Origin of the sequence: Arthrobacter sp. 135MFCol5.1, from assembly GCF_000374865.1 — a bacterium.
Lineage (GTDB): Bacteria > Actinomycetota > Actinomycetes > Actinomycetales > Micrococcaceae > Arthrobacter.
This window is the reverse complement of record NZ_KB895462.1, coordinates 38,645-62,913: the sequence shown is the minus strand read 5'-3', so window position 1 is coordinate 62,913 and position 24,269 is coordinate 38,645. Positions and strand designations below refer to the sequence as shown.

Annotated in this window: 18 protein-coding genes and 1 tRNA gene; 7 read left to right on the top strand and 12 right to left on the bottom strand. The window is 67.7% G+C overall.

Annotated features, from left to right (window positions below; all coding sequences use genetic code 11):
* The first annotated feature begins 177 nt into the window (after window positions 1-177).
* The 3 genes from C563_RS0115440 to C563_RS0115430 all read left to right on the top strand — a co-directional run bounded on the left by C563_RS0115440 (window position 178) and on the right by C563_RS0115430 (window position 2,241).
* Window positions 178-1,071 (top strand): FAD-dependent oxidoreductase, encoded by an 894-nt coding sequence (locus C563_RS0115440; protein WP_018762972.1) that lies wholly within the window; start codon window positions 178-180, stop codon window positions 1,069-1,071.
* A 133-nt stretch (window positions 1,072-1,204) separates the two neighbouring features.
* The gene (gene deoC, locus C563_RS0115435; protein WP_018762971.1) at window positions 1,205-1,924 is read left to right on the top strand and encodes a deoxyribose-phosphate aldolase; all 720 of its coding nucleotides are present in this window, start codon (window positions 1,205-1,207) and stop codon (window positions 1,922-1,924) included.
* Between the two features lie 53 nt (window positions 1,925-1,977).
* On the top strand, window positions 1,978-2,241 hold the full coding sequence (locus C563_RS0115430; RefSeq protein ID WP_018762970.1) for a hypothetical protein: 264 nt from the start codon (window positions 1,978-1,980) through the stop codon (window positions 2,239-2,241).
* A 78-nt stretch (window positions 2,242-2,319) separates the two neighbouring features.
* On the opposite strand, the gene C563_RS0115425 is transcribed toward C563_RS0115430, so the two are convergent.
* Both C563_RS0115425 and mfd read right to left on the bottom strand, forming a co-directional pair.
* Entirely contained in the window at window positions 2,320-3,135 is an 816-nt protein-coding gene (locus C563_RS0115425; RefSeq protein ID WP_018762969.1) for a metal-dependent hydrolase, read from the bottom strand.
* Window positions 3,136-3,138: 3 nt separating this feature from the next.
* Entirely contained in the window at window positions 3,139-6,834 is a 3,696-nt protein-coding gene (gene mfd, locus C563_RS0115420; protein WP_018762968.1) for a transcription-repair coupling factor, read from the bottom strand.
* Window positions 6,835-7,047: 213 nt separating this feature from the next.
* Between mfd and C563_RS0115415 the strand changes: the two genes are divergently transcribed.
* From C563_RS0115415 to C563_RS0115405, 3 genes are read left to right on the top strand one after another with little or no spacing between them, the layout of a single operon-like run.
* Window positions 7,048-8,553 carry an SDR family oxidoreductase gene (locus tag C563_RS0115415; RefSeq protein ID WP_018762967.1) on the top strand — a complete coding sequence of 502 codons (1,506 nt, stop codon included), beginning with the start codon at window positions 7,048-7,050 and terminating at the stop codon, window positions 8,551-8,553.
* A gap of 44 nt (window positions 8,554-8,597) precedes the next feature.
* Entirely contained in the window at window positions 8,598-9,095 is a 498-nt protein-coding gene (locus tag C563_RS0115410) for a DUF2505 domain-containing protein (protein ID WP_018762966.1), read from the top strand.
* Window positions 9,096-9,098: 3 nt separating this feature from the next.
* The gene (locus C563_RS0115405; RefSeq protein WP_018762965.1) at window positions 9,099-9,320 is read left to right on the top strand and encodes an SCO4848 family membrane protein; all 222 of its coding nucleotides are present in this window, start codon (window positions 9,099-9,101) and stop codon (window positions 9,318-9,320) included.
* Window positions 9,321-9,409: 89 nt separating this feature from the next.
* Here C563_RS0115405 and sufU read toward each other — a convergent pair whose 3' ends face one another.
* From sufU to C563_RS0115360, 9 genes are all read right to left on the bottom strand, one after another.
* Window positions 9,410-9,859, bottom strand: coding sequence for a Fe-S cluster assembly sulfur transfer protein SufU (sufU, locus tag C563_RS0115400; protein WP_018762964.1), 450 nt, complete (start codon window positions 9,857-9,859; stop codon window positions 9,410-9,412).
* 23 nt (window positions 9,860-9,882) lie between these two features.
* Window positions 9,883-11,208 carry a SufS family cysteine desulfurase gene (locus C563_RS0115395; protein ID WP_018762963.1) on the bottom strand — a complete coding sequence of 442 codons (1,326 nt, stop codon included), beginning with the start codon at window positions 11,206-11,208 and terminating at the stop codon, window positions 9,883-9,885.
* A 535-nt stretch (window positions 11,209-11,743) separates the two neighbouring features.
* Window positions 11,744-14,335, bottom strand: a complete 2,592-nt coding sequence (locus tag C563_RS22940; protein ID WP_018762962.1) for a LuxR family transcriptional regulator — start codon at window positions 14,333-14,335, stop codon at window positions 11,744-11,746.
* 52 nt (window positions 14,336-14,387) lie between these two features.
* Window positions 14,388-17,123, bottom strand: a complete 2,736-nt coding sequence (locus tag C563_RS0115385; RefSeq protein ID WP_026264928.1) for a helix-turn-helix transcriptional regulator — start codon at window positions 17,121-17,123, stop codon at window positions 14,388-14,390.
* A 109-nt stretch (window positions 17,124-17,232) separates the two neighbouring features.
* Entirely contained in the window at window positions 17,233-17,838 is a 606-nt protein-coding gene (pth, locus tag C563_RS0115380) for an aminoacyl-tRNA hydrolase (RefSeq protein WP_018762960.1), read from the bottom strand.
* A gap of 103 nt (window positions 17,839-17,941) precedes the next feature.
* Window positions 17,942-18,565 carry a 50S ribosomal protein L25/general stress protein Ctc gene (locus tag C563_RS0115375; RefSeq protein WP_018762959.1) on the bottom strand — a complete coding sequence of 208 codons (624 nt, stop codon included), beginning with the start codon at window positions 18,563-18,565 and terminating at the stop codon, window positions 17,942-17,944.
* Window positions 18,566-18,833: 268 nt separating this feature from the next.
* Window positions 18,834-19,814: a ribose-phosphate diphosphokinase gene (locus tag C563_RS0115370; protein ID WP_018762958.1), complete on the bottom strand. Its 981-nt coding sequence runs from the start codon at window positions 19,812-19,814 to the stop codon at window positions 18,834-18,836.
* Between the two features lie 2 nt (window positions 19,815-19,816).
* Complete coding sequence (gene glmU, locus C563_RS0115365; RefSeq protein ID WP_018762957.1) at window positions 19,817-21,295, bottom strand: bifunctional UDP-N-acetylglucosamine diphosphorylase/glucosamine-1-phosphate N-acetyltransferase GlmU; 1,479 nt, start codon at window positions 21,293-21,295, stop codon at window positions 19,817-19,819.
* Window positions 21,296-21,398: 103 nt separating this feature from the next.
* Window positions 21,399-21,470 (bottom strand) — tRNA-Gln (locus C563_RS0115360).
* Window positions 21,471-21,604: 134 nt separating this feature from the next.
* On the opposite strand from C563_RS0115360, the gene C563_RS0115355 reads away from it, so the two are divergent.
* Window positions 21,605-22,231, top strand: coding sequence for a TetR/AcrR family transcriptional regulator (locus C563_RS0115355; RefSeq protein WP_018762956.1), 627 nt, complete (start codon window positions 21,605-21,607; stop codon window positions 22,229-22,231).
* Window positions 22,232-22,402: 171 nt separating this feature from the next.
* Here the strand turns inward: C563_RS0115355 and C563_RS0115350 are convergent, their stop codons facing one another.
* Window positions 22,403-24,235 (bottom strand): ABC-F family ATP-binding cassette domain-containing protein, encoded by a 1,833-nt coding sequence (locus C563_RS0115350; protein ID WP_018762955.1) that lies wholly within the window; start codon window positions 24,233-24,235, stop codon window positions 22,403-22,405.
* Window positions 24,236-24,269: the final 34 nt, after the last annotated feature.

Genomic DNA, 24,269 nt, shown 5'->3' with positions numbered 1-24,269 from the left:
CGCCGGCTCCCGGATGAGAGGTGCGTCACGGGTTCTGTTACCGGCCGGTAAATACTGGCGAACAGCACCCTCCGAAACAGCAATGGACGGGTAACACAACCGAAAAAGCAGGCCCCTACGCTGGGGTGCATCACGAAGTTCCGGCCGGTTAACGGCCACCAGCGAAAGGGCCAGCACATGTCCGCTCCGGCACCCTCCCCGTCCACCTCCGAGGCAACCCGCATCGTCATCGCCGGGGCCGGACCGGCCGCCCAAGCCCTGGTTGCGCAGCTGGACCGCGCCCGTTTCACCGGAAGCATTACCGTACTGAGCAACCGGGACGACACTCCCGCCGAACTGCTGGAACTGGCCATGCTGCCCCAGGTTTCCGTGCGCTTCGGCCAGCCCGCAAGCCACATCGACGCCGCCAACCGCACCGTGGCCACCGCCGACGGCATGGAGTTCGCCTACGACCAGCTGGTCATCGCCACCGGCTCCGCCCCCGCTGCCAGCCCCGTGGACGGCGCCGCCCAGTGCCTGAGCTACTCCACCATCGACGACGCCCCGCGCATCGCCGAAGGCGTCCAGGAAGTCACCCGTGAACTGGGACGCAGGCCCGTCGGCATCCTTGTCGGCACGGGCGCGGCCGCCGGACAAGCCGAAGCCGTCCTCCGGGCCAAAGGCGTGCGGCCCATCCGCACAACGGCCCGGCCCGCCGCCGTCGTTCCTTCCGTTGTTCCGGGCGGATCCGCTTCCGGCCTGGCCTCCTCCGCCGTCGTCTTCGAGGACGGCAGCAGCATGACCGGAGACCTGGTGGTCCTGGCCGAGGAACGGGTCTCCCGTGACAGCCTCGCCGCCACGGCCGGGGTGCGGACGGCCGCCGGCGGCGGCATCGTGATCAGCCGCGACTTCCGCACGTCGGTCCCCGGCATTTGGGCCATCGGTGATGCTGCGGCGTTCGACGGCGTGCGGCTGGGCCTGCTGGTGGCGGCCGCGTCCGCGGCGGGGGCCTGCGCCACCCAGTTGCTGACCGCCGTTGCCACCGCAGTTCCGTCCGCCGCTCCCGGGCCGGCACTGCAGGTGGCCGCCTGACCGGCCCGGCCGGGGTTGTCCCGCGGCGTCCGCCACCGGGCCGCCGGTGCGGCCCCGGCGCGCTGTGACAAGATGGTTTCAGCAACGAGTCACCGACGCGCCGGGCCCACGAAGCCCCTCGAGAGGACCATCCATGAGCAATGAAGCCACCGTTCACGCAGGCACCGCCACACCGGCCGGTGACGGGAACATCGCCTCCTACATCGACCACACGCTGCTCAAGCCCGAAGCCTCGGAAGCCGAGGTGCTGAAAGTCTGCGCCGAGGCCGCCGAGTACGGGTTCAAGTCGGTCTGCGTCAACCCTGTCTGGGTCAAGACCGTCACCACCGCGCTGAAGGGCTCAGGGGTCCTCACCTGCTCCGTGGTCGGCTTCCCGCTGGGGGCGACCCCCACGGACGTGAAGTCCTTCGAGGCCCGCGGCGCGGTACTGGACGGCGCTGACGAGGTGGATATGGTGATCAACATCGCCGCTGCCCGGGCAGGCGACAAGGGCGCCCTGGCCGATGACATCGCCGCCGTGGCCGAGACCGTGCACGCCGGTGGCGCCATCCTGAAGGTCATCATCGAAACCGCGCTCCTGACCGACGAACAAAAGGTCCTGGCGTGCCAGGCGGCAGTGGAGGCCGGCGCGGACTTCGTCAAGACGTCCACAGGCTTCAACGGTGGCGGCGCCACCGTTGAAGACGTGGCGCTGATGCGCAAGGCCGTGGGCCCGAACGTGGGGGTCAAGGCCTCCGGCGGTATACGGTCCCTGGCCGACGCTCAGGCTATGATTGCTGCAGGTGCAACACGAATCGGCGCCAGCTCCGGGATTGCCATCGTCAAGGGTGAACAGGGTTCAGCCGCTTACTGACCGGGACCGGACGGCCGCCACAGACCAAGCCCCGCGGGGCCGAGGAGGAACACATGTCCAGCAAGATCAACGCGTCCAGCCGGGACACGACGTCGAACCAGGACATGGTCCGCACCCCGCAGAACGAGAACAACACGGCCACCAGCGCTGTCCTTTTCGTGGTCAGCTTCGCCCTGTTCCTGGGCGCCATCTACTCCCTGTCCTTCCTCAGCCTGGACAACCCCTGGCCGATGGCGGTGTGCCTGGTCCTGTTCGCCCTGGCGTTCTGGATCCCGCAGACCATCCTCGGACGGTCTGACTCCGCAGGCGAGCACTGATCCCCACGCAGACAGCAAAGGACCCCGGACACGCCGTCCGGGGTCCTTTGCTGTCTGCTGCCCGAGGCCTTCCTGCTGCTAGAACCACAGCCTGATCCAAGCCCCCGCGGCGGCGGCCACCGGGCCCCAGTGGTCCCTGGCGATGGCCCAGCCGGCCATGGACATGCCCACCATGGCGTAGGCGCTGACCGGGATCAGCACCAGCCACTCCCGCTTGGATCCCGCCCGTCCCAGCAGGGGCACCGAGAGGGCGCCGTTGGGGCGCCAGACGTTCCGCAGCAGGGGCAGCCGGCGCAGCAGCCGGGGTGGCCTGATGACCAGCGGCCACAGCAGTGGCACTCCCCCGGTGGTGACCAGGTCGCCGACAATATGGACCGCCACTCCGATCAGCATCGAGGTGGGCAGCCAGGTCCATTGGTCCGGCGCGAAGAACGTGACCAGGCTGGCCATCGCCAGGGCGAAGATCCAGTTCGAGATGAATCCACTCTTGGGAAAAAGTTTCAGCGCCTTGGCCGCGATGTTGATCAGGAACATGCACAGCAGCCCGGCGCCGACGGACAGGCGGCCCCACGGGGTGTCCATATGGACCTGCGATGCCAGGCCGGCCAGGAACACGAACAGGGCGGCGCCCACAATGGAATGCGTGCCCTGCCGGTGGCCGCCGCTGGCGTTCTCGATGCCACGCGCGATCACATTGGACAGCGGCGGGAGCGAGTGCGCCACCGTGCTGGAGCGGTGGTCCCAGTCGCACACCAGGGCCGTGCCCGCCGTCGCCATCCCGCCGATGAGGATGCCGGTGGGATCCAGCGGATACCAGCCCAGCGTGTACGGTCCCGTGGACGCAACAGCAACCCACGCCGCGGCTCCCGACGCGGCGTGGTGTCCTCCCATCATCCCCTAACCGACGGTCAGGGGAGCATCGGAGAAGATGTTCCGGATCACGCCGTTGGCCCAGTCGAGGATCTCGGCGTCCTGCAGGTCCCGGCCGCCGATCCGTGCGGTTTTCGGTTTGGGGATGAGGACGGCGTCCAGGGCGGGCTTGGATTGGGCGCCCGGGTACATGCGGTTCAGTCGCATCACCTTGGATTCCGGCAGGGTGGCCGGGGAGAACTTGATGAAGTTGCCCTGCAGCGCGACGTCGGTCAGGCCGGCCTCGCGTGCACCCACCCGGAACCTGGCCACGGCCACAAGGTTCTGCGCCGGGAGCGGCAGTTCGCCGTAACGGTCCACGAGTTCCGCCATGACCTCGTCGATGGCCTCGTTGGTGACCGCGGAGGCGAGCTTCCGGTAGGCCTCCAGGCGCAGCCGCTCGCCGGGGACGTAGTCGTGCGGCAGGTGCGCGTTGACAGGCAGTTCGATCTTCATCTCCGCAGCCTTCTCTTCGGCTTCGCCGCGGAAGTCCGCCACGGCCTCGCCCACCAGGCGGATGTACAGGTCGAAGCCCACCCCCTGGATGTGCCCGGACTGTTCACCGCCCAGCAGGTTGCCGGCGCCACGGATCTCCAGGTCCTTCATGGCCAGCTGCATGCCGGCGCCCAGTTCGTTGTGCGCGGCCACAGCTTTGAGCCGCTCCAGGGCCACCTCGCCCAGCGGCTTTTCCGAGGGGTAGAGGAAGTAGGCGTAGGCGCGCTCCCGGCCACGGCCCACCCGGCCGCGGAGCTGATGCAGCTGGGACAGGCCGTACTTGTCCGCGCCATCGACGATCAGGGTGTTGGCGTTGGAGATGTCCAGCCCGGTCTCGATGATGGTGGTGCAGACCAGGACATCGAACCGCTTCTCCCAGAAGTCCACGATGATCTGCTCCAGCCGGCTCTCGGACATCTTGCCGTGCGCCACCTCCACGCGCGCCTCCGGCACAAGTTCGCGGATCTTCGCGGCGGTGCGTTCAATCGTGGAGACCCGGTTGTGGACGAAGAACACCTGTCCTTCGCGCATCAGTTCGCGGCGGATCGCGGCGGAGGTCTGCTTGTCCGTGTACGGGCCCACATAGGTCAGCACCGGGTGCCGTTCCTCCGGCGGGGTGGCCAGGGTGGACGTTTCCCGGATGCCGGTCAGGGACATCTCCAGGGTGCGCGGAATCGGGGTGGCGCTCATGGCCAGGACGTCCACGTTGGTGCGCATCTTCTTCAGCGCTTCCTTGTGCTCGACGCCGAACCGCTGCTCCTCGTCCACGATCACCAGGCCAAGGTCCTTGAACTCGAAATCCTTGGAGAGCAGCCGGTGCGTGCCGATCACCACGTCCACCGTGCCGTTCTTCACGCCCTCGGCCGTCTCCTTGGCCTCCTTGGCAGCCTGGAAGCGGGACAGCGGCTTGACCCGCAGCGGGAAGCCGGAGAACCGTTCGGTGAACGTCTCATAGTGCTGCTGCGCGAGCAGGGTGGTGGGCACCAGCACGGCCACCTGCTTGCCGTCCTGGACAGCCTTGAACGCCGCCCGCACCGCAATCTCGGTCTTGCCGTAGCCGACGTCGCCGGAGACCAGGCGGTCCATGGGGATCTCCCGTTCCATGTCCGCCTTGACCTCGTTGATGGTGGTGAGCTGGTCGGGAGTCTCCACGTACGGGAAGGCCTCCTCCAGTTCCCGCTGCCAGGGCGTATCCGGGGCGAACGCGTGGCCGCGGGAGGCCATCCGGGCCGAGTAGAGCCGGATCAGTTCACCGGCGATCTCCTTGACGGCCTTCCGGGCCTTGGACTTGGTGCTGGCCCAGTCGGCGCCGCCCATCTTGCTTAGCACCGGAGCGTCACCGCCCACGTAGCGGGTCACCTGGTCCAGCTGGTCCGTGGGGACGAACAAGCGGTCGCCGGGCGCCCCGCGCTTGGCCGGCGCGTACTCCAGGACCAGGTACTCCCGCACCCCGTCGCCGCCGCCGGCCACCTTCCGCTGGATCAGTTCCACGAACCGGCCGATGCCATGCTGTTCGTGCACCACATGGTCCCCGGCCACCAGCTGCAGCGGGTCAACCGCATTGCGCCGTTTGGAGGGCATCCGCCGCATGTCCTTGGTGGACCCGGCAGAAGTCCGGCCCAGGAGGTCGGCCTCCGTCAGCAGGCCCAGTTTAAGCCCGTCAAGGACAAAACCGCGGCCGACGGCGGCGGTGGTCACTTCGATGATGCCCGCCTGGGGTTCGTGGTCCAGGCTGTCCACCCGGGCGCACGGAATGTCCGCGTCATGGAAGAGCTCGGCCAGGCGCTGGGCCGGGCCGGGACCTTCGGTAGCCACCACGATGCGCCACTGGTCGCGGACATGTGAGCCGATGAACTCCATCATTTCCGCCACATCGCCCTGGTAGCCGCGGGGTTCGCGGGCATGCAGGTTCAATACGTCGATCTCGGGGAGCAACTCCGCGTCCTGGGCCAGGGAGGTGATTGACCACCAGGAGACCCCGTGCCCCAGGGCGGACGCGCGGGTTTCGGCCAGCGACCGGAAGCTCGCCGAGTGCAGCGCCGCACTGGCCTGGGAGCTGAGGTCAAGGGGGGCCGTCCCGCCGTCCGAAGCCGTGGACCAGGCCGCCTCGAGGAACTCCTCGTTGGTGGCGGCGAGGTCGTGGGCGCGGGTGCGCACCTTCTCGGGCTCGATGACCACCGCGATGGAATCGGCGGGCAGCTGGTCCACGAACGGCACCATCGCGTCCACCAGCACCGGGGCCAGGGATTCCATGCCTTCCACGGCGATGCCGCCGGCAATCTTTTCGAGCATGTCCGCCGCGGCCGGCAGCTGGGCCTTCAGCGTGGCGGCGCGGGACATCACGGACGGCGTGATGAGGATTTCCCGGCACGGCGGCGCATGCAGTTCCGCGGGGTGGTGGATGCCCGGGGCAGACAGCGATCGCTGGTCGGCAACGGCGAACCAGCGCATCTGGTCCACTTCGTCCCCGAAGAACTCCACCCGGATGGGGTGGTCCTCGGTGGGCGGAAAGACGTCGATAATGCCACCGCGGACCGCAAATTCGCCCCGGTGCGTCACCATGTCCACGCGGGCGTAGGCAGCGTCCGCGAGGCTCTTCACCACATCGGAAAACGGTACCTCCTGGCCCACTTTCAACGTGACCGGAACCAGGTCCCCCAGGCCGGCCACCACCGGCTGGACCACGGCGCGGACGGGCGCGACGACGACGCGCAGCCGGGCCGTCGTCGAACTTTCCGGATGGGCCAGGCGGCGAAGGACCGAGAGCCGGCGGCCCACGGTATCCGAGCGCGGCGAGAGCCGCTCGTGCGGAAGGGTCTCCCAGCTGGGGAACTCGGCCACGGTGTCCGCCGGCAGGTACGCGCGCAGGGCCGCGGCGAGGTCCTCGGCTTCCCTGCCCGTGGCGGTCACGGCAAGCACAACGCCCGGTTCACCGCTGTCCGCCGCTGCTGCCAGGCCGTCTGCCATCTCCGCCAGCAGCACGGGCCTCAAGCCCGCAGGGGCGCTGATCTGGTAATCCTGTCCACGGACCTCGAAGCCCCGTGCGGCCTCGGCCCGGACCCGGCCGAATGTCCGGTCCGGCTCCAAGGCACGGCGCAGGCCATCCAGCGTGGGGACCGCGCCGGACGTGCCGGCGCGGGTTTTGCCGGTGCTGGACGTGCCGGCGGCGGACTGGCCGGAAAGACTCATGGCAGTAGCTCCTGTGCTGTTCATCAAAATCGCAGGCAACGCGAAAACCCGAAATTCGCTGCGAATCCCGGGGAACTTCCAGCCTACCGCGCGGGACCGACATGGCAGTCCCGCGATTGCGGGCCTAGGCTGGCAGTGCCATCGCATTCGGCGTCGGAGCAGCCGTCCGGACAAGCCGCCGCTCCGAACCACAAGGGACGAACAGGAGCCAGTATGAGCGAAATGACTGCCCGGCCTACATCAAAGACCGTCCTTGTCACCGGTGCCACCGGGTACATCGGCGGCCGGCTCGTGCCACGGCTGCTGGAAGCGGGCCATACGGTCAAGGTCCTGGTCCGCTCCCCCAACAAGATCGCCGGTGTGCCCTGGCGCACCGAGGTGGACGTGGTGGAAAGCAGCCTTGACGACGGCGACGCCCTCCGCGCAGCCCTTACCGGCGTCGACGTCTTCTACTACCTGGTGCACTCCATGGCGGCAGGGGCCGGTTTCGAGGCGAAGGAAAAGGCGATGGCCCGGACGGCGGCGGATGCTGCCACGGCGGCGGGCGTCCACCGGATTGTCTACCTGGGCGGCCTGCACCCGAAGGGGGTGGAGCTGTCCACCCACATGCGCTCACGCGAGGCCGTGGGCAAGGTCTTCCTGGACAGCCCGGTGGATTCGATCGTGTACCAGGCGGGCGTGGTGATCGGTTCCGGCTCCGCTTCCTTCGAAATGATCCGGCACCTGTCCGAGACGCTGCCCCTCATGCCCGCACCAAGCTGGGTGCGCAACCGGATCGAAGCCATCGCCGTCCGCGATGTGCTCTATTACCTGGTGGCTGCGGCGTCGCTGGAGGGTCCCATCAACCGGACCTTCGACATAGGCTGCCGGCAGGTGCTGACCTACGCCAAGATGATGCAGGAGTATTCAGCCGTGGCCGGCCTGCCTTACCGGGTGGTGTTGGCGCTGCCTGTGCCGGCGCCCAAGCTGGCCGGCATGTGGGTGGCCCTGACAACCCCCATCCCATGGTCCATGGCGGTCCCCCTGGTCCAGTCGTTGCAACATGACGCCGTGTCCAACGAGCACGACATCGACCAGTTCATTCCGCAGCCCGACGGCGGCCTCACGCCCTACCGCACCGCGGTGGCCTTGGCGCTGGGCAAGGAACGGGACGGCCAGGTGGAGACCACGTGGGCGAACGCCGGCGCGGATTCAGACCCGCTGCCCAGCGACCCCGAGTGGGCCGGGCACAAGGTCTACATCGACGAACGGACGTTCCACGGAGACGTGGACCCGGCGCACGTCTGGACCATCATCGAGGGGATCGGCGGCCGCAACGGCTGGTACTCGCTGCCCTTGGCCTGGCAGGTGCGGGGCTGGCTGGATAAATTGACCGGCGGCGCCGGGCTGCTGCGGGGCCGCCGGCACCCGCACTCCTTGGCCGCCGGCGAGGTGGTGGACTGGTGGCGGGTGGAGCGGATCGACCGCGGCAGGCTGCTCCGGCTGCGGGCAGAAATGCGCGCGCCCGGCCGTGCCTGGCTGGAGCTCTCCGTGGAGCCGGACGGCGGAGGCAGCCGGTACCGGCAGCGGGCCATTTTCTTCCCGAAGGGTTTGAGCGGACGGCTCTACTGGCTGGCCGTACTTCCCTTCCACAGCCTGATCTTCCCGGCCATGGCCCGGAACATCACCGCGGCAGCCCAAAAACTGGCCGATGCGGAGCGCGCAGAGGTGACCCCGTAGGATGTTGGAGGCGTAAATCCTTTCCCGACGTCCCAGGAGGACCCATGGCGCTGAGCGCAACCACCACCCTTCCGCACTCCGTTGACAGCGTTGCCGCTGTGCTGGTGAACGAGGATTTCCAGCGCCACGTCAGCCGGCTGGTGGGCGGCGAACTGGAGTCCTTCAAGGTCGACGGCGACACCGCCGGGGCGTTCAGCGCCACGTCGGTGCGGACGTTGCCCACCACCCGGCTGCCCGAGATTGCCCGCAAGTTTGTCGGTGAGCACCTCAAAGTGACCCAGGTGGAAAACTGGGACGCCCCCGCCGCTGATGGCTCCCGCCAGAGCAACATCTCGCTGAAGATCGCCGGCGCCCCGGTGGATGTCACGGCCGTGCAGCGGCTGGTGGCCGACGCCGGTGGAACCCGGGTGGAGCTTGAGGGCGCCGTGAAGTCCTCCGTTCCGTTCCTGGGCGGCAAGATCGCCGATGCCGCCGAGCCCATGGTGGCCAAGGCCTTGAACCTGCAGGCCACGCAGGCGCAGGCCTGGCTGGAAAGCCACTAGTACATGGAGCTGCCCGTTTTCGCTGCGCTGGTCCTGATTGTCGCCGGCGTCTGGTCGCTGGTGGTCTGGCCGCAGTTCCTGCGCCGGGTCATGAACGATCCCCGTGCCCGCGACACTGCCGGCAAGGCCACCAAATTCCTGACCGTGCACGTGGTGCTGGTCAGCATCTCCATGGTGCTGGGACTCGCCACCGCAGTCATCGGCGTCCTGGGACTGCTGGGCTGACCCTTCCGCGCGGCAGCACGGCTCCGGCATGACACAGCCCGGGCCTTCCTCCGGAACGAGGAAGGCCCGGGCTGTTCTGTTCCCTGCGGTTATGCCGCCTGGTTGAGCGCGTCCTCCGCCGCCACCCAGGAGATCATGGCGCACTTGACCCGGGCCGCGTAGCGGGCAACCCCCTCGAAGGCAGCGGCGTCCCCCAGCAGTTCGGGATCGGCCTGGACCTTGCCGCGTGAGCGGAGCACCTCGCGGAAGCTCTCGATCACCTGGTGCAGTTCGGCAACGGTCATGCCGTCGGCGAGTTCGGAGAGAACCGACGCCGAGGCCATGGAAATGGAGCAACCGGCTCCGTCCCACGCCACCTGGACCACCTTGCCGTCCTGCACCGCCAGCCGCAGGGTGACTTCGTCTCCGCATACCGGGTTGAGCTGGTGGGACTGGCCTGTTGCCGCGCCGGCCGGGGCATCGGTGGCGGCCAGCCCGCTGCCGTGGCGGGCCTTGGAATGGTCCAGGATGATCTGCTGGTACAACTGGTCGAGGCTCATGGTGTCACCCTTCGTGTTCTCCGCTAGGCGCGGAAGTAGGCCCTGACGCCGGCTACGGCTTCAAGGAAGCGGTCCACGTCGTCGGTGGTGTTGTACAGGTAGGCGCTGGCGCGGGTGGTGGCGGTCAGTCCCAGCCGCCGGTGCAACGGCTGGGCGCAGTGGTGCCCGACGCGCACGGCGATCCCGCGGGAGTCCAGGAATTGCCCGACGTCGTGGGCGTGGACGCCTTCGACGTCGAACGCGGCAAGGCCGATCCGCTCCCTGCCTGCGGCCGGGCCAAGGACCCTGACACCGGGAATGGCCTCAAGGCCCACCACCATGCGCTGGCCGAGTTCGGACTCCCAGGCGTGGATCCGGTCCAGCCCGGTCTCGGTGAGGTAGTTGGCCGCGGCGGCCAATGCCACGGCCTGGGAGATGCGCTGGGTACCGGCTTCGAAGCGTTGTGGTGCCGGCAGGTACTCTGCCCGCTCCATGGTGACGGTGGTGATCATGGATCCGCCGGTCAGGAACGGCGGCAGGATGTCCAGCAGTTCCTGCCGTCCGTACAGCACGCCGATGCCCGTGGGGGCGAGCATTTTGTGGCCCGAGAGGACCGCGAAGTCCACGTCCAGTTTCTTGACGTTCAAGGGCAGGTGCGGGGCGGACTGGCAGGCGTCCAGGACCACGAGGGCGCCGGCGGCGCGGCCCAGGGCCGTCAATTCCTGCACCGGGTTGATGATGCCCAGCACGTTGGAGGCATGGGTGAAGGCCAGGACCTTTGTCCGGGGTCCGATGACTGAGGCCGCAGCGTCCATGCGCAGGCTGCCGTCGTCATCGATGGGAATATGCCGGAGCGTCGCCCCGGTACGGAAAGCCAGCTCCTGCCACGGAATAAGGTTGGCGTGGTGCTCCATCTCCGTCACCACGATCTCGTCGCCGGGCCCCAGCGCCAGTTCCCGCAGGCCGCGATCGCCGCGGCCTTGGGCAGCCCAAAGGGCGGCGTTGGACAGGGCGTAGCTGATGAGGTTCAGCCCCTCAGTGGCGTTCGAGGTCCAGATGGTCTCTTCATAGCCGGCCCCGATGAAGTCGGCGATGGTTTGCCGGGCATCCTCAAAGACTTCGGTGGCCTCCACCGCAAGATGGTGTGCGCCGCGGTGCACGGCAGCATTGCGCTGTTCGTAGAACTCCTGTTCGGCTTCGATGACGCTGACCGGGTTCTGCGAGGTGGCGCCGGAGTCAAGGTAGACCAGCGGCTGGCCGTTGACCAGCTGGTTCAGCACGGGGAAGTCGTTGCGGATGCGCAGCACTTCCGCGTTGTCCATGGCCGGCAGGGCACGTTCCAGCGTGGCTGGCGTTGATACTACGGCCAAAACGAACTCCTTGGGCTGCCAATGTTTGACACCCAATTGTCCCACAACACGGCTGTGGCGGCCGCCCGGAGGGGCTGCCGCCACCGCTGCCCCGGGCTTCGGCCGAGGGAGCAGAGGGCCGGCGACGGCTGGGGGGAGAGTCTCGGTCTCAGAAGACTCTGACGTCGCCGGCCCCGTCTGTGCCCGGTCCGTGGGGACCGGAAATATGGGGGGCCTCAATGTCCTGATCGGCTGCTCCGCGGCTTCCAGCCTGCCGCTTTGCTTTGCCTCCTTAAGTAAATCCGGTAGCGCCCTCCCGTACACGAGTAGGGTGTACTCGAATCCTCGGGGGTGCACTACCGGGCCGCGGCCAGGTAGCCATGCACAGGCGCATGCTGCGGCCGGGGTGTGGTTCCGCCGCGAGCGGAACGGCGGTCACAGGGCACCCGCGGCGCGGTGACGTACGGCGCGTGGAAACGGCGCCGCAGGGCACCAACGGCGAGGGGGCGGCCGACGGCGGCCGTCGCGGGCAGGTACCGGGGAAGGGCGGCCGGGACTACTTGGGCAGGGCCGTCTCCAGCTCATCGCGGCTGCGGACGCCAAGCTTGACGTAAGTACGGTACAGGTGCCCTTCCACCGTGCGCACCGACACCATCAGGCGCTGGGCGATCTCCCGGTCGGTCAGTCCCTGGACGGCAAGTTCGACGATGTCCTGCTCCCGGCGGGTGAGGTGGACCGCGGGTGCGGCGGCGATGAAGCGTCCCTCGCGGAAGCGCTCGCCGAGTTCGTGGTCGCACTTTTCCCGTTGGGCCACCGCCTGCCGGGACCGGCGGCGTTCGCCTGCCTGTTCCAGCACCGTGCTGGCACGGGCATAAGCCTCCCGGGCCAGGTTGACAAAGGCTGCTTCCTCCAGCGAGGCAGCCGTTGCCATCAGGGTGTCGCCGTCGGCGTTTTCCCACGCCGTGGCCAGGGTCAGCAGCGCCTCCGCCCAGCGGCCTTCCACGCCGCGGGCAACCGTCTGGACCATGGGGATCACCGAGGGGTCCCCGAGGTCCCAGCACATGGCCAGGACTTCGAGGAGGTTGCCGGCCCTTGCGGCTGCCTCCGGCGTCGTCATGAGCGTCTGCAACGCAGCCAGCCCCTTGCCGTCACGGGCGGTGTACTCTGCCCCCGCTGCCACGTACGCCTCGGCCAGGAGGTCATGTGCGGGGCCGCCGGCGAAGGCGTCCTTGTGATCCTGTTCCAGCCGTCTTGCCTGTTCAGCATCCCCGAGACGGGCCGCCACGTAATAGCCCAGCGCTGTACCGAACCGGTACAGCTGCAACGGATCGTTGAGCCTCAGGGCTTCCACGGCGGGCAGCAGGACCTGGTAGGCCCGCTCCATCCGGCCCTGGCGAAGCAGGGAGTAGCCGCGGAGTACGTTCAGGCTCCCGTCGAAAATGGCCGCACTGGCGCCGTGGCCTGCCGCGTAGCCGTTCAGTTCCCGCTCGGCCGATTCCCATTCGCCCATGGCCAGGTAGTTGGAGACCAGCCGTCCCAGCACGAACTCAGGGAAGAAGAACAGGCTGCCTTCGAGCGGAGGAAGCTCCGACGCCGCCATCATGGCAGCATCCAAGCCCTGGACGGGACGCCCTGCAGCGGCCAGGGCATGGGCCAGGAGCGCCTCAGCCAGGGCACGCAGCGGCTCTCCCCCGGAGCCCGCTGCGCCGCGTTTCCTGATCCTGTCGACTTCCTCGCCAAGTGCCTGGACGTTGACCTCGGCCCCAAGCTGCAGCACTTGCAGAAGCTCCGCCTGCCAGCTGCCATCCTGGCCGAATTGGGCGATGGCCCGCTCCACGTCCTCCGCTACATCTGCCAGCAGCCGGCCATTGGCCTGGTGTGCCGAAACCCGGAGCACCAGGGCTGCCGGCCCTTGCGGGTCCCCGGCCAGCGGGAGCCAGCACTCGTCCAGGAGGGCTGCTGCTTCCTGGTAGGAGCCCTCGTTATACAGGGCCCGGGCCTGGACCGCCTGGGCCAAGGGGATCAAGGCGGGGTTGCGGATCTTGGCCGCGATGGACCGCGCGCTGTGGTTGCGGTACGCGAGCAACGCCACTTTGGCGGCGGCCAGCAACTCGTCGTCGCCGACCCGGAGGCCACACTCCAGCGCCCATTCCACCGAACGGAGCCGGCCTTCCCCCTGCAGCAATCCGGGGTCCTGGTGTGCCTTGACCTTCTCCAAGAGCTGGAGGCTCCGGGAGACCGATACCGTGTTCCTGATGGCGCCGGCGAAGAGCGCGTTCCAGAGGTAAAGTTCCGCGGGAACGCCGGGGGTCTCCACGATCATCTGCTGGTCCAGCAGGGACCGGACCACCGCTGCCCCACTGATGTCTTCGATGACCTTGCGGCCCACCGGGCCGGCCAGGGCAATAAGCTTCAGGGCTTCCTGTTCCTCGGGTCCGCGGCGCAGGTGGTCCTTGGCAACCACCGCTGCCAGCCGGGGCCCGTCGGCAGGAAGGTCCCCGAGCAGGATCCAGATGCCGTTGCGTTTGGCCAGTACCCCGGCTTCCGCGGAGTCATGCAACAAGGCGTCAAGGATCCGTGGATTTCCGCTCGAAGCGCTCCACATGGCATCCACCGTGGCAGCCGGAACGGTCCCGTCCAGGACGTGGGCCAGGACTTCCTCTATCTGCTCGCGGTTCAGGGGCCGAAGATCGACGCGCTCGGCAAGGCCGTCGTACCAGAGCTGCTCCAGCGGCTGCGGAAGGCCGGGCCGGGGCCGCGCGGCCGCCAGCACGGTTGCCCAGCCCGCCGAAATCAGCTCAGCCAGTACCCCTGCCGAGGCCTCGTCCAGGTGATGTGCGTCGTCCACCGCGAGCAGGACTGCCGAGCCGTTACCGGCTTTCAGCTTTTCAAAGTAGGACCACATTGACCGCAACACGGCCACCGGCGAGACCGACTCCTCAGCCGTAAGTTCCCCGGTATAGGGGGTCAGGACCCCGAAGGGCACCCCGGAGAGCGCGGAACTGGCATGGATGCGCACCACGTTCAGGTGCCCGGCGAGCCGTTCGGTGACGGCGTCGGTCACCGCCGATTTTCCAATCCCCGGGCCTGCCATGACGAAGACCGCATGGCTGGTGCCATTGCGCACCAGGTTGCAGATCCGGTCCACGGGCTCCCGCCGTCCGGTCAGGAGCCGATGGGCAGATGTGGGTTTGTGGCCATTAGACGAGTCCAGTCAGATCACCCCTTGAAGTTACGCCCAGCTTGGTGAACACCTGGTACAGGTGGCCTTCGACGGTGCGGACTGAGACACCCATTTCCAGGGCGATGTCACGGTTTGAGGCACCCCTGCCGGCCATTCGTGCAATCTGCCGCTCACGGCTGGTCAACAGCGGGCTGCCGCTGCTGGGCACGATGGGGAGGTTGGCTACCGTGGCGGCCAGGATGTCCAGCCGTGCCTGCGCGGTCCGGGCCGACAGGGCATCCCCGTCCTGGCGCGCAAAGTCCACCGCCAGTGCCATGCAGCGGGCTTCGACGGCGTCGAGTTCCAGGGTGGCCGCGAGTTCGCCGCCGGCGAGCAGCGCCTTGGCGTCCTTTGTCCGGCTTCCCACGGCGATCAGCCGGGATACTTCGGCCAGCGGGCCTTGCCGGTGGCCCGCGATCTCCTCCAGGAAGCGGAAGTCGGCATCGCTGCCGTTCACCGTTGCCGCCAGCAGGTAGATCCCGGCCATGGCATACCGGCCCGCTTCTGCGTTCGCGCGGGCCCCCTGCTTGAGGCTGGTGACGGCGTCGGAGTCGCCCAGCCACCGTCCGGCCACGAGTGTGCAGAACTCGATGATGCTCTCCACGGCAAACCCTGACCTGCCGGGCATCCGCTGGACTTTCGTCAGGTACTTGCGTGACAGCGCGGCGTTTCCGGTCTGGGCGTAGGCCAGGGCCGTGGCCGCGTACGCGGTGCGCAGCGCACCCTGGACCGGTTGCAGCTCCAGCTGCGCTGCGGCAGAAATCAGGGGTTCCAGGGCAGCTTCGCCCCGGCCGGAAAACGCGAAAGCTATTCCGGCAGCGATTTCCGTGGCCGCGCTGCGGTAAGGAAGCCGGAAGGGCTGGCCGGCGCTGAACGGGGCCATGAGGTCAATGCAGCGCCGCCACTGGCCGGCCATCAAAAGGACGAAGTAGGCCTCCCGCGTGTACCGTTCACGCAGGCCCACAATGTGCGAGGCATCGCTGAGTTGGCCGCCGATCTGGCGCACGAGGCCCAAGGCGTCCATCTCCCGGCCCGTCATGGCCAGGGAGCTCATCAGGATGATCGCGCACTGGAGCCGGTAGCCGGTGTCAGGGTTGGCGGCTGGATCAACGGCCCGCTCAAGGGCCGGAATCATGGCGGCGTACCTTCCCGCGTGCGCCTGGTACTCGAATTCGCTCAGCGAAATGCGGTTGGCCGCCACCGCGGCAGGAGCAGGCCAGTCCGGATGGTCTCCCGCAGTGGCCAGGCGTTCGCGGGCGGAGGCGAAGAGCTCCCCAACCGAGCCGGACCGTTCCGGAAGGCAGAGCATCACCCGCGCCTTGGCGGCCACCACCTGGGCGTACTCTTCGAGGTCGAGGGCCTCCAGTTCAGGTTGGGTAATGTCCTCAAGGGCGGCCAGGGCCTGGACCGCCATGTCCAGCTGCAGGTACGCGGCGGCCTTTTGCCGCTGCGCGGATGCCCACAGGGCATCCGTCCGCTGGATCATCTCAGCATAGGTCAACGCGAACCGGGGGTCGAAGAGCTGGACGGCGGCCTGGGCGGCCGCAAGCGCCAGTGCCGGGCTGAGTTCCGCCTCGCATTCATGGGTCCACGCGGCGAACGACATCAGTTCATCGACGGTCATGGCCGCGGGGTCGGGCTCCTCGCCGCCCAGCAGCACGGAGCGGAGCTCCCGCCGCCGGGAAATGCTCAGCCAGGTCCTGACGACGTCGCCAATGTACTTCTCCCGCAGTGACACCCAGCGGTACTCGGAGTCGTCGATCTCGAGCAGCCCGGCGTCCTCCATGTCCGCCACGACGTCGGCGCCATAGATGGCAGTCAGCCGGGACAGTTCCACCCGGCGGGCGCAGGACAACATTTCAATGACTTCGCGGGTCTCCGGTGTTTCCCTTGTCCAGCGCGACCTGACGATGTCATCCAGGCTCGCGGCGCCGTCGAGCACCACCTTGTCCCGGAGCGTCCAGACGGAATCGGACAGCACGAGGTTCCCGGAAAGCTGTTGCTCGGTAACCAGGGCTTTGAGCAGCAGGGGGTTGCCGCCCACCATCTGGTGGTAGGTGGTGACCAGGGACGATGCGACGCGGTGCCCCAGCAGGGACAGCAGGACCTGCCGGGTCTGCAATTCGTTGAGGTTGCTGAGCCTGACTTCGGTGAGCTTGCGGTCCGTCAGGAGCCAGTGGAAATCCGCCGGCAGGTCACTGGCTTTGGGGGCGACGGCGATGATCCTTGCCGTGCCGGTCAGCAACACGTTCAACAGCACGCCGGCGCTCATGTCGTCGACAGTGCCGGAGGTGTCCAGCGTGATGATGCAGGGCCTGCCGGCCGCATCGCTGCGGATCAGGGAGGTGATCCCGCGCAGGATGGCAGTGGGTGAACCCATGTAGGCCTGCGGCAACCGGGCCAGGAGGAAGGAGAGGCAGCCATACGGGGTGTTGGAGCCCGAGGGTGCGCTCCGGAGCTGCAGCGACCAGATGTCCGGGCCCAAGTCGGCGACTGCCGCCCTGGCCAGGGAGGACTTTCCCACCCCGCGGGCGCCTGTGATGACCGCTCCGAAGGAGTTTTCGCTTGTCAACGCTGTGCGGACGGCGTCAAGGTTGGCACTTCGTGCCGGCACGGACCATTGCCGGCCCTCCGGCACTGCGGAGGATCCCGTGGCCAGCCCATCACCCTGAGGTGTTGACCCACGTCCCCAGCTGAGTGGCTCGATTGACATGAACTTGTCCCCTACATCCTGCAATAGCGGGATGTAGCCCCATTGCTCCCCCGCATAGGAAGAAGAGTACCCCTTGCCACTGACAAGGAAACAGGGCACAAGGGAACTTTTACGATTCTGCTTGGCGTGATCCGGACTTGGCGGGGTGGAATTTCTGCTGCGTGGCAGTGAGTCCTTCCCGGAGCAAGGACTCAACGGCGTCCGCTGCGTCGTCGAGCAGGAAGGGCAGTTCCTTCCGTTCCGCGGTGCCGAAGTCGCGCAGGACGTAGTCTGCCGTATCCATCCGCCCGGGCGGCCGGCCAACTCCCACCCGGACGCGCAGGTAGTCCTTGGTGTCGAGTGCTTTGGAAATGTCGCGCAGGCCGTTGTGGCCGCCTTCGCCGCCGCCGAGCTTGAGTTTCACCGTGTTGAAGGGGATGTCGATCTCATCGTGGACGGCCACCACGTGGTCGGCGGCGATCCCGTAGAAGTTGGCGAGGGCAGACACGGGCCCGCCGGAGACGTTCATGTACGTCATCGGTTTGGCCAGGACTACCCGCGGGCCCCCGATTCCCAAGCGGCCCTCCACGACCTGGGCCCTGGCTTTGTGGGCCTTGAAGCCCGCGCCCATCCGGGAGGCGAGTTCATCGAGGACCATCTGGCCAATGTTGTGCCTGTTGCCTTGGTACTGCGCCCCGGGGTTGCCGAGGCCGACGATCAGCCAGGTATCAGTCATGGATCAATCCTATGGGGGCGGTTGGGGCGGGAACGGCGCTGTGCGGACACGACAGTGGCCGGCCCCGTGCGGGGTCCGGCCACTGTCAGGGAGTGCGGAGTGCTTACTCTGCGGCTGCTTCTTCGGCTGCCTCGGAAGCTTCCTCGGCGGCTCCCTCGGACGCACCTTCGGTTTCCTCTTCCTCGGCGATTTCAACGGCCTCGGAGATGTTGACGACCAGTGCCTCGGCGTCGGTCAGCAGGACGGTGCCCTTGGGCAGGACCAGGTCGGAGCCGTGGATGTGCTCGCCGGCGCCGCGGCCTTCGATGCTCACGACGACGGACTCGGGCAGGTGGGTGGCCTCGGCTTCGAGGGACACGACCGTCAGTTCCAGGTTGTGGACGGTGCCGGGAGCGGATTCGCCCTCAACGTGCACGGGAACGTCGACGGTGACCTTCTCGCCCTTGCGGACGGTCAGGAGGTCGATGTGCTCGATGATCTGCTTTACGGGATCACGCTGGATGTCCTTGACCAGGGCCAGGTGGCCTTCGCCGTTGATGTCCAGGGACAGCAGGGCGTTGGGGGTGCGGACAGCCAGGGTGGTGGCCTTGGCCGGGAGGGTGACGTGGATGGGCTCTGCGCCGTGGCCGTAGATGACGGCCGGGATCAGGTTGGCCATCCGTGCGCGGCGGGCGTAGCCCTTGCCGAATTCGGTGCGCAGTTCTGCTGCGAGCTTCTGCTCAGACATGGAAATCTCCTTGAAGATGAAACGGTGTTCAGCAAGGGCGGAGGTCTGGTGTGACCTTCAACGCCGGGCGGCCGGTAGGCGGCCCTTCAAGAAGGCAGTCCCTCTCATCAAGGGACAAGCAGACCCAGTCGATAACGGAGACTTTGCTCTCCCTCGCCAAGGTATCGGGGTCAAGCCTACCAGCGCCGGAGCCGAATATTGAAAACGGTGAGGCGGCGGTGGTTGCCTGCCGAAACCGCAATCCCGGGTTTCGACAGGCAACCAGCCGCTACGCCTTGCCGTCGAAGAGGCTGGTGACCGAACCGTCGTCGAACACTTCGCGGATGGCACGGGCGATCAACGGCGCGATGGACAGCACCGTCAGCTGCGGGAACCGCTGCGAGGCGGTCAGCGGCAGGGTGTTGGTGACCACCACTTCGCGGGCACCGGATTCGGAGAGGCGGCGGGCGGCCGGCTCGGAGAATACGGCGTGCGTGGCCGCGATGATGACGTCCTTGGCCCCGGCGTTCTTCAGCACGGTCACGGCTCCGGAGATGGTTCCGCCGGTGTCGATCATGTCATCGATCAGCACGCAGGTCCGGCCCTCGATCTGGCCCACCACCGTCTTGGAGACAGCCTGGTTGGGGACTGTGAGGTCCCGGCTCTTGTGCACGAAGGCGAGGGGTGCCCCGCCCAGGCGTTCGGCCCACTGTTCGGCCACGCGGACGCGGCCGGTGTCAGGGGAGACAACGGTGATGTTTTCGGCGTCCACCCGGGTGCGGATGTAGTCGGCCAGCAGCGGGATGGCCATCAAGTGGTCCACCGGACCGTCGAAGAAGCCCTGGATCTGGGAGGTGTGCAGGTCAACGCTCATGATGCGGTCCGCGCCGGCAGTCTTGTAGAGGTCTGCCACCAGGCGGGCGGAGATGGGCTCGCGGCCGCGGCCCTTCTTGTCCTGCCGCGCATAGGGGTAGAACGGGGAAACCACGGTGATGCGCTTGGCGGAAGCCCGCTTCAGCGAATCGATCATGATCAGCTGTTCCATCAGGTGGTTGTTCAGCGGTGCCGGGTGGGCCTGGATCACGAAGGCATCGGTGCCGCGGACGCTTTCACCGGCGCGGACGTAGATTTCGCCGTTGGCGAAGTCGTAGGCATCGACGGGCAGCAGGTCAGTGCCGAGTTCCTTGGCGATTTCCCGGGCCAGCTCCGGATGGGCCCGCCCGGTGGCGAGCACCAGCTTCTTTTCGCCGTGCGCCGTAATTTCGCTCATTCTTACTTGCCCTCTTCTGTAGATGCCGGGGTACTGGAGGAGTTCTGGGTGGCCGCCTGGGCCAGTTCGGCGGAGCGGGTTCCCGGACGGTTCGCGGGGACCCAGCCTTCGGCGTTGCGCTGGGCAGCGACGCTTAGTGCGAGCGCGCCTGCGGGTACGTCCTTGCGGATCACCGCGCCGGCGCCGCTGTAGGCACCGTCCCCCACGGTGACCGGGGCAACAAAGACCGTGTTGGAGCCGGTACGCACGCCCGAGCCGATCACCGTGCGGTGCTTCTTCTCGCCGTCGTAGTTTGCCGTGATGTTTCCACAGCCGATGTTGGTGTCTTCGCCGATTTCGGCGTCGCCTGCGTAGCCCAGGTGGGACAGCTTGGAGCCGCGGCCGATGGTGACGTTCTTGGTTTCGTAGAACGCACCGATCTTGCCCTTTTCACCGAGCACGGTGCCTGGCCGCAGGTAGGTGAAGGGGCCGACGGCGGCGCGCGGCCCGATCACCGAGCCGGAACCGTGGGTGCGGACCACCGTTGCGCCCTCGCCCACCGTGACGTCGGTCAGCGTGGTGTCGGGGCCGACGACGGCGTCCCGGGCCACGGTGGTGGCGCCGTGCAGTTGGGTGTTGGGCAGCAGCCGGACGTCCTCGTCCAGGGTGACCGATGCGTCGATCCACGTAGTGGCCGGGTCCACCACGGTGACGCCTGCGCGCATCCATCCCTCGACGGTGCGGCGGTTCAGTTCGGCGCCGAGGGCGGCCAGTTGGACGCGGTCGTTCGCGCCTTCCACCTGCCAGCGGTCGGCGGTGACGACGGCGGCAACCCGGCCGCCGGCGGCACGCGCCAGGGACAGGACGTCGGTGAGGTATTTCTCGCCCTGGGCGTTGTCGGTGGTGACCTTGCCAAGGGCGTCCCGGAGCACGGCTGCGTCGAAGGCGTAGATACCGGAGTTGACCTCGCGGATCAGCCGCTCGGCCTCGGATGAATCCTTGTGCTCGCGGATGCCCGTGACGGAACCGTCCTCCCCCCGGAGGATGCGGCCGTAACCGGTGGCGTCGTCGAGGACGGCGGTGAGGACGGTGACCGCGTTGCCGTCACGCTCGTGGGTGGCCACGAGTTCGCCCAGGAGTTCCCCGGAGAGCAGCGGAACGTCGCCGTAGGTGACCACAACGGTACCGGCCAGGCCTTGTTCCGCGTGGAGTGCCTCGAGGGCGGCTTCCACGGCGCGGCCGGTGCCCGGCACGTCGTCCTGGTCCACGATGACGGCGTCGGGATCCAGTGCCGATACATGCCGGGCAACCAGGTCACGTTCGTGGCGCACCACGATGGCGAGCCGCTGCGGGTTGATGCTGCGGGCCGCCCGGAGGGCGTGGCCCACCAGGGAGAGGCCGCCGATTTCGTGGAGGATCTTGGGTGTACGCGACTTCATCCGGGTACCGGCGCCTGCTGCCAGAACGATGACAGCGGCCGGGCCGGCATTCTCGGGGATCACGTACGGGCTCTCCTTGCTAGGTTGTGCTGGCGCATTGGGGTGTCCGGCGTCCATGTCCGCCCGGCACCGGGTGCCATCCTACTGAACGCTCCTCGCACAGCAGTTCCGCCCATAGGATTCGAACCTATACTCCACGGCTCCAAAGGCCGGGGTGCTGCCGTTACACCAGAGCGGACCGTGCCGGAGGACTCAAGGCCCGGGCACAAGTCCCTATTTTGCCATGGGTTCGGGGCACCGCGCGACACCGGCCGGTTCTCCCCTGCCTGCCGGGCGGAATCGGGCCCGTGGCCGGTGGGGCATGATGGGATTGTGAGCAACAACCTGCCGCGGATGCGGATGACCGGCCTGCAGCGGCGTAGCCAGTTGATCGACGTCGGCCGGGCGCTTTTTGCCGTCCGGGGGCTCGACGGGACCACCATTGAGGAGATCGCCGCCAGCGCGGGCGTGTCCAAGCCGGTCATCTACGAGCACTTCGGATCCAAGGAAGGGTTGTACACGCAGGTGGTGGAGTGCGAGTTCCACATCCTGCTGGACGCCATCAATAGCGCCCTCACCGAGGAAGCCAAACCCCGGGTCCTCGTCGAACGCGCCGCCCTGGCCCTGCTGACCTACATCGAGGAGCGCACCGAGGGCTTCCGGATCCTCATGCGCGACGCTCCCCCGTCCCAGCCCGAGGGCGCCTTCTCCACCCTGCTCTCCCAGGTCACCGCCCGCGTGGAACACATCCTCTCCGACGAATTCTCGCGCCGCGGCTTCAGCGGCGAGGATGGCGCCATGTACGCCCAGATGCTGGTTGGCATGGTGGCCATGACCGGCCAGTGGTGGCAGGACAGCCGCCAGCCCGACAAGCAAACCGTCGCTGCGCACCTGGTCAACCTCGCCTGGAACGGCCTCACCGGCCTGAAGAAGGAGCCGGAACTGCAGTCTGAGGCGTAAGCCCAGGCCGCCTTCGCCGTGGTCACTTACGCGGCGCAGGGGCCCTTCGCCGTCGCTTAGACACGCCGCATAGGTGACGTTCCGGTCGCTGGGCGACCTCCACGCCACGATGCGCCGCGATGCGCGACTACACGAAGGCCCCCAGCTCCGCTCTTGCCCGCGTCGCCTTTGTCAGTCCCCCAGGAGCTCCGACGCCTCCAGCCACTCCATTTCCAGGGCGTCCTTTTCGTCCGTGAGGTTCTTGAGCTGTTTGTTCTGGTCCGCGAGCTTGTCGAAATCGCCGGCCTCGGTGGTCTTCAGCATCAGGTCGTGAAGCTTCTTTTCCTCTTGATCGAGCTTCTTGATTTGCCGTTCGATCCGGTTGAGGGCCTTGCGGGCCTCCCGCTTCTCCGCCTCGGAGGGGCCTGTGCCGGTGGCTGGGGCCGCGGGGCCCTGGCCCGCGCTGGTGACGGGGTTGCCGCCGCCGGACACCGTGGAGCCGGCGAGGGCGGCCTCCCGCAGCTCAAGGTACTGGTCCACGCCGCCGGGCAGGCCGCGGAGCTTGCCGTCGCCCAGGAGGGCCATCTGGTGGTCGGTAACGCGCTCGAGCAGGTAGCGGTCGTGGCTGACCACCACCAGCGTGCCGGGCCAGCCGTCCAGGACGTCCTCCACGGCGGCGAGGGTGTCGGTATCAAGGTCGTTTGTGGGCTCGTCGAGCATCAGGACGTTGGGCTCCCCCACCAGCAGCCTCAGCAACTGCAGCCGCCGCCGTTCGCCGCCGGAGAGGTCCTTGACCGGGGTCCACTGCTTCTGGTTGGTGAACCCGAGCTGCTCCACCAGTTGCCCGGCGGTGAACTCCTTGCCCCCCACGTTGAAGGAACGCTTTTCCCGCTCGATCACCTCGATGACGCGCAAGTCCGCGACGTCGTCGAGCTCCTTGACCTCCTGCGTGAGAACCGCGGTGACCACGGTCTTCCCCCGCTTCAGCTTCCCGGCGTCGGGCGTGATCTCGCCGTTGAGCAGCTTCAGAAGGGTGGTCTTGCCGGCGCCGTTGACACCCACCAGCCCCAGCCGCTCTCCCGGGGCCAGGCGCAGGGTGATGTTGTCGAACAGCTTGCGGCCATCGTCGCCGCCGCGGAAGTTCAGGGAGATGTTTTCCAGGTCCAGGACGTCCTTGCCCTGGCGGGCAGTGGCCATTTTGTTCAACGCCATGGAGTCGCGGGGCTCGGGGACATCGGCGATCAGGGCGTTGGCGGCCTCGATCCGGAACTTCGGTTTCGAGGTCCGGGCCGGGGCGCCGCGGCGAAGCCAGGCCAGTTCCTTCTTGACCAGCTGCTGGCGCTTGCCTTCGACCACGGAGGCCATCCGGTCACGCTCGGCACGGGCCAGGACGTACGCCGCGTATCCACCTTCGAAGGGGTCCACGATGCCGTCGTGCACTTCCCAGGTCTTGTTGCAGACTTCATCGAGGAACCAGCGGTCGTGGGTGACCACCAGGAAGGCGCCCTGGTTGGCCCGCCAGCGGGTCTTCAGGTGCCGGGCAAGCCAGGCAACTCCTTCGACATCGAGGTGGTTGGTGGGCTCGTCGAGCATGATGACGTCGTGGTCCTCGATCAGGAGCTTTGCCAGGGCCACCCGCCGCTTCTGGCCGCCGGAGAGGGCGTGCACGTTGGCATGCCAGTCGACGTCGGACACCAGCCCGCCCATGATCTCGCGGATTTGCGGGTTGCGCGCCCATTCGTAATCCGCCTGGTCGCCCACGATCGCGGCGCCGACGGTCAGGTCGCCGTCGAGCACGTCGCTTTGGTCCAGGTACCCCACGTTGACGTCGCCACGCTTGGTGACACGGCCGGAGTCGGGCGTGGAACGCAGTGCCAGCAGGCGCATCAGGGTGGATTTGCCGTCGCCGTTCCGGCCCACCATGCCGATCCGGTCGCCTTCCTCAAGGCCCAGGGTGATGCCGTCCAGGACGGTGCCGGTCGCGTAGGAAACTGTGAGGTTCTCGCCGCCAAGAAGGTGTGCCAAAAGGAACTGCTTTCTGCTGCCGAAATATAAGGGG

Coding starts and splice junctions, on each gene's coding strand:
- sufU (WP_018762964.1), bottom strand. CDS start 9,859: ATGAGCCTCGACCAGTTGTACCAGCAGATCATCCTGGACCATTCCAAG.
- C563_RS0115370 (WP_018762958.1), bottom strand. CDS start 19,814: ATGAGCGAAATTACGGCGCACGGCGAAAAGAAGCTGGTGCTCGCCACC.
- C563_RS0115430 (WP_018762970.1), top strand. CDS start 1,978: ATGTCCAGCAAGATCAACGCGTCCAGCCGGGACACGACGTCGAACCAG.
- C563_RS0115375 (WP_018762959.1), bottom strand. CDS start 18,565: ATGTCTGAGCAGAAGCTCGCAGCAGAACTGCGCACCGAATTCGGCAAG.
- C563_RS0115410 (WP_018762966.1), top strand. CDS start 8,598: ATGGCGCTGAGCGCAACCACCACCCTTCCGCACTCCGTTGACAGCGTT.
- C563_RS0115405 (WP_018762965.1), top strand. CDS start 9,099: ATGGAGCTGCCCGTTTTCGCTGCGCTGGTCCTGATTGTCGCCGGCGTC.
- C563_RS0115385 (WP_026264928.1), bottom strand. CDS start 17,123: ATGTCAATCGAGCCACTCAGCTGGGGACGTGGGTCAACACCTCAGGGT.
- C563_RS0115425 (WP_018762969.1), bottom strand. CDS start 3,135: ATGATGGGAGGACACCACGCCGCGTCGGGAGCCGCGGCGTGGGTTGCT.
- C563_RS0115440 (WP_018762972.1), top strand. CDS start 178: ATGTCCGCTCCGGCACCCTCCCCGTCCACCTCCGAGGCAACCCGCATC.
- pth (WP_018762960.1), bottom strand. CDS start 17,838: ATGACTGATACCTGGCTGATCGTCGGCCTCGGCAACCCCGGGGCGCAG.
- deoC (WP_018762971.1), top strand. CDS start 1,205: ATGAGCAATGAAGCCACCGTTCACGCAGGCACCGCCACACCGGCCGGT.
- C563_RS0115415 (WP_018762967.1), top strand. CDS start 7,048: ATGAGCGAAATGACTGCCCGGCCTACATCAAAGACCGTCCTTGTCACC.
- mfd (WP_018762968.1), bottom strand. CDS start 6,834: ATGAGTCTTTCCGGCCAGTCCGCCGCCGGCACGTCCAGCACCGGCAAA.